Origin of the sequence: Allocoleopsis sp. (genome assembly GCF_036703385.1) — a bacterium.
In the GTDB taxonomy this organism is placed as follows: Bacteria; Cyanobacteriota; Cyanobacteriia; order Cyanobacteriales; family Coleofasciculaceae; genus Allocoleopsis.
The window spans coordinates 1-4,062 of sequence record NZ_DATNPA010000665.1; the positions used below are offsets into that span (position 1 = coordinate 1).

A 4,062-nucleotide genomic window follows, 5' to 3' on the forward strand; every position below is an offset into this window, starting at 1 on the left:
TAGTCCATACGATTGGCAGGGTAGGGAATTTTATCCTCAAGATTTGTTCGTTGAATTTACCGTTAATTTGGACAGTGATCAAATTCTTTTGCATGCATATGGTTTACCAGCAGACAGAGATGAAATTTTGAAAAATTATTGTTTGCTCCCAAGAGAGTAATGTACAATGATATCCTATCGCCATAGGTTGGCTTAATGCTAGGAAACCCAACATCTACTTGTACTCAGCATCTATCCCAAAAGCCGGAGATTGCACAATGGATGAGGTAAGTTTGTACCGTCAATACATTCAGGAGTTGCTTACCCACGGGCTAAACTGCGATCGCCTTCCGATCCAGTTGAAAGTGAAACGATTTTCGACACTGTGAGCGATCGCTATCAGCTTGCCAATGTGGGATGGAAAGATAGCAGTACTCGTATTTATGGATGTGCTAACTTGCCTCTAAATCGATTACACTCATCCAGCAGCGTATTGAGTTCCGCAGCAACTTTCCAAGGATTACGACCTTTGAAAGGGGCCACAATGACTGCTTCATAAGGATTTTTCCCAGTTTGCTTAACGGCTGCGATCGCGGCTTGATTTGAGAGTCCTCGTCCAGCCACAAGCCAAGCCGCTAAAACGTGTCCTGTGCGTCCAATCCCGCCAGAGCAATGAACAACCACCTTCTCCTGGCACTGGTTGGCAAGTCCTAAGAATGGCAAAATTTGGTGGATGAGGATTTCAGGGGCGGCAAAGTGAAAATCCTCGATTGGTGTCCAACACACTTGGTCGAGTCCAAAGGTCTGTCGGTAAACGTCAAGTAAATTGGAATAGCGCCTTAGTTGGGATTCAGCAAGCAAACAGCAGATGCGTTGGATGTCTTGATTCTGCATAAATTCAATCCACTCGTTCACTTGCTCGTTGCTATATCCGGGTCGAGCAGAGCCAAACACGATTGGTTCATGCTCTGAAGCTGGAGCAAATTTATACATAGTGAGCGCATCGAATTGTTCAACGACCGATCTTAACTCTTAAGTTTTCATATCAATTCTGAAATTTGGAATGACTTTTTTCCCTTGCCTGCCGGATGCAGACTTGTCCCTCCGTTAGCGTTAGCGGCTCCGAAGGAGCAGGACGAGTAGCCAGGTTCAACTCCTGGGTAAGGGGTTATTCCGGGATAGCTCAATGGCAGAGCTCGCGGCTGTTAACCGCGTCGTTGTAGGTTCAAGTCCTACTCCCGGAGCCAATTCTCACCCGTGTCCTAACAGGTAAAGCATACACACTCGGCTGTTAACCGACTAAACCAATGCTTTGCAGACTTGCACGGGTTAATTTTTCCCTTACCTGCCGGATGCAGACCTGTCCCTCCTAAGGACGGCAACCAAGTTCGACTCTTGGGTGAGGGGTCATTCCTCGATCGCACAACACCAGAGTTCTCTCCTGTTAACCGCAGGGTTCCTGGTTCCAATTCAGGTCGAGGAAGTTTCCACCAAGTAAAAGTAAAAGGAGTATCAAATGCATGGCACGCGCAAAATTTGAGCGGACTAAACCCCACGTCAATATCGGCACCATCGGTCACGTTGACCACGGAAAAACGACCTTAACGGCAGCAATTACGATGACTCTAGCAGCGCTGGGTCAGGCAACAGCTAAAGGGTACGATGAAATCGATGCAGCCCCAGAGGAAAAGGAACGGGGAATCACGATTAATACGGCTCACGTTGAGTATGAAACCAATGCTCGACACTATGCTCACGTAGACTGCCCCGGTCATGCTGATTATGTGAAGAACATGGTTACGGGTGCTGCTCAAATGGATGGTGCCATCTTGGTGGTGTCGGCGGCTGATGGTCCAATGCCGCAGACGCGGGAGCATATCCTGCTGGCACGGCAGGTTGGAGTGCCTCACCTCGTTGTCTTTTTGAATAAGAAAGACATGGTGGACGATGAAGAACTGGTGGAGTTGGTGGAGCTAGAAATTCGCGAACTGCTGAGTTCCTACAACTTCCCCGGTGATGAAATTCCTATCGTGGCGGGTTCGGCACTCCAAGCGTTGGAGAAGATGACGGCTGCACCTAAGACTCCGCGAGGACAGGATGAGTGGGTTGATCGCATCTACGAACTGATGGATGCTGTAGACTCCTACATTCCTACTCCAGAGCGGGAGTTTGACAAGCCTTTCTTGATGGTAGTGGAGGATGTCTTCTCGATCAAAGGTCGGGGTACAGTCGCCACTGGCAAGATCGAGCGAGGTAAAGTCAAGGTTGGCGATACGGTTGAACTGGTCGGACTCAAAGGCACTCGCAGCACAACGGTTATCGGCGTGGAAATGTTCAAGCAACTCCTTGATGAAGGGATTGCTGGAGATACCGTCGGTTTGTTGCTTCGGGGTATCCAGAAGGATGAAGTCGAACGGGGTATGGTCATTGCTGCGCCCGGTTCGATTACACCGCACACTCAGTTTGAGTCTGAGGTTTACTTGCTGACGGAAAAAGAAGGAGGTCGCAAAACTCCATTTTTCCCAGGCTATCGTCCTCAGTTCTACGTGCGGACAAGCGATATCTCGGGTACGATCGCATCTTTCACGGCAGAAGATGGCAGTGCAATCGAGATGGTGATACCAGGCGATCGCGTCAAGATGACGGTTGAGTTAATGAGAACGCTCGCGATCGAGCAAGGGATGCGCTTTGCCATTCGCGAAGGCAGTCGCACGATCGGTGCTGGCGTTGTTTCCAAGATTCTCAAGTAGCCTCTTTCCGTTCTGACCTCTCCCCCAACCCCTCTCCTGCAAGGAGAGGGGCTGCATCTCGCCCCCCTAGCCCCCCAACTTTGGGGGGAACCAATCCTCAAAGTCCCCCAGAATTGGGGGATTTAGGGGGCGAGAAAGACTTGTATATACACCGTAGCTTGCAAGAGAGGGAAGGGGGCTGCGGGTTAGGTTTTTCTACAAAATATACATTGTTATCCGGGTGTAGCGCAGTTTGGTGAGCGCGTCTGTCTGGGGGACAGAAGGTCACAGGTTCAAATCCTGTCACTCGGATTTTTGAGGGTGCAATTCTCTTTTGCAAAATACCTGGCGATTGAAATCGTGGCTACACAAACAAAGCCTGCCTCCGCAGGCTGAATAGAGTCTGCGCAGGCGGACTTGGTTTGTATAGCCCCAGACTTCCAGTCTGCGGGCAATTTGCAAATTCGGGATGCTCCCAATTTTTGAGGGTGGTTGGCATATCGGTTGTGCAGCGGACTTTTAATCCGCACTAGATAGGTTCGACTCCTATACCACCCACTAAGCAAGCCAAAGGAAGCCTCGTTGATCTCACAGAAGGCTTCCAGACAGATTTATCGCTTCTGTTCCTCATCTTTGAACAAGTCCCATAGTAGAAAGCAGGCTTTGACAAGCACTCCTGAACCTGGGGCAAAAGATTCAACTATGATTTCTAGGACAAACTGCACGATTGGGCGAAACTTTTTTCTGTTCCATTTCAAACTGCTTGAGGTGTTCATCTGAATTTATCTCTCGACTACAATGAGAGGCTAAATTGGGGATAGTTCCTCAAAGCAAAAGCTAAGATGACTCGTATCAGGGCTTTTGAGAATCGGCGTAGGCAATTTGGGGAGGGGAAGCTAGACTTTTGAGAATCCCCAAACTTTTTGAAAAACTAGAGTTGGTGAGATGGCTCGAACTTCTTACGGTGATCAGGTTAAAGAAAGAGCTAGGCGGCTTCTGGAAGCATTGTTAGCTTATGCAGATGACGAATTTGAGGATAGCGGCTTCGATATTCAGGTCAGACGGCAAGCTGAGAATCAGCTAGTCTTTAGAACAAAATTGAGAGTTCTGGGATTATTGACAGCGAAGGATAAATATGACGGTAGTCTAACCAAAGATCAGATAAGGGAATCCCTTAACCGAATGCAGGATTTCCTAGAAATCTTGAAGGATAACCGTACTACAACTAAAGGGTCTGAAGATTGGCATTTCACCCTTAAACTTTGGCACAAGGACAAAGAGGCGAATCTAGCGAATTTTGATCGGGAGTGGGATTGTCGTCGTCCTGAGAAATCTAAACAAGCTTCCACACAAC

General features: G+C 48.4%; 2 protein-coding genes, 3 tRNA genes and 1 pseudogene. 5 read left to right on the forward strand and 1 reads right to left on the reverse strand.

What is annotated here, in order from left to right; all coding sequences use genetic code 11:
- Positions 1-420: 420 nt before the first annotated feature.
- Complete coding sequence (locus tag V6C93_RS31365; protein ID WP_333480602.1) at positions 421-972, reverse strand: protein-tyrosine phosphatase family protein; 552 nt, start codon at positions 970-972, stop codon at positions 421-423.
- Positions 973-1,151: 179 nt separating this feature from the next.
- Between V6C93_RS31365 and V6C93_RS31370 the strand changes: the two genes are divergently transcribed.
- From V6C93_RS31370 to V6C93_RS31390, 5 genes and pseudogenes are all read left to right on the forward strand, one after another.
- Positions 1,152-1,226: transfer RNA gene (locus V6C93_RS31370), tRNA-Asn, on the forward strand.
- Between the two features lie 273 nt (positions 1,227-1,499).
- Complete coding sequence (tuf, locus tag V6C93_RS31375; RefSeq protein WP_333480603.1) at positions 1,500-2,729, forward strand: elongation factor Tu; 1,230 nt, start codon at positions 1,500-1,502, stop codon at positions 2,727-2,729.
- A 216-nt stretch (positions 2,730-2,945) separates the two neighbouring features.
- Positions 2,946-3,020: transfer RNA gene (locus tag V6C93_RS31380), tRNA-Pro, on the forward strand.
- Between the two features lie 174 nt (positions 3,021-3,194).
- Positions 3,195-3,266, forward strand: a tRNA-Lys gene (locus V6C93_RS31385).
- A 387-nt stretch (positions 3,267-3,653) separates the two neighbouring features.
- A pseudogene (locus tag V6C93_RS31390) lies at positions 3,654-4,062 on the forward strand (AAA family ATPase); the annotation flags it as partial.

Coding starts and splice junctions, on each gene's coding strand:
- V6C93_RS31365 (WP_333480602.1), bottom strand. CDS start 972: ATGTATAAATTTGCTCCAGCTTCAGAGCATGAACCAATCGTGTTTGGC.
- tuf (WP_333480603.1), top strand. CDS start 1,500: ATGGCACGCGCAAAATTTGAGCGGACTAAACCCCACGTCAATATCGGC.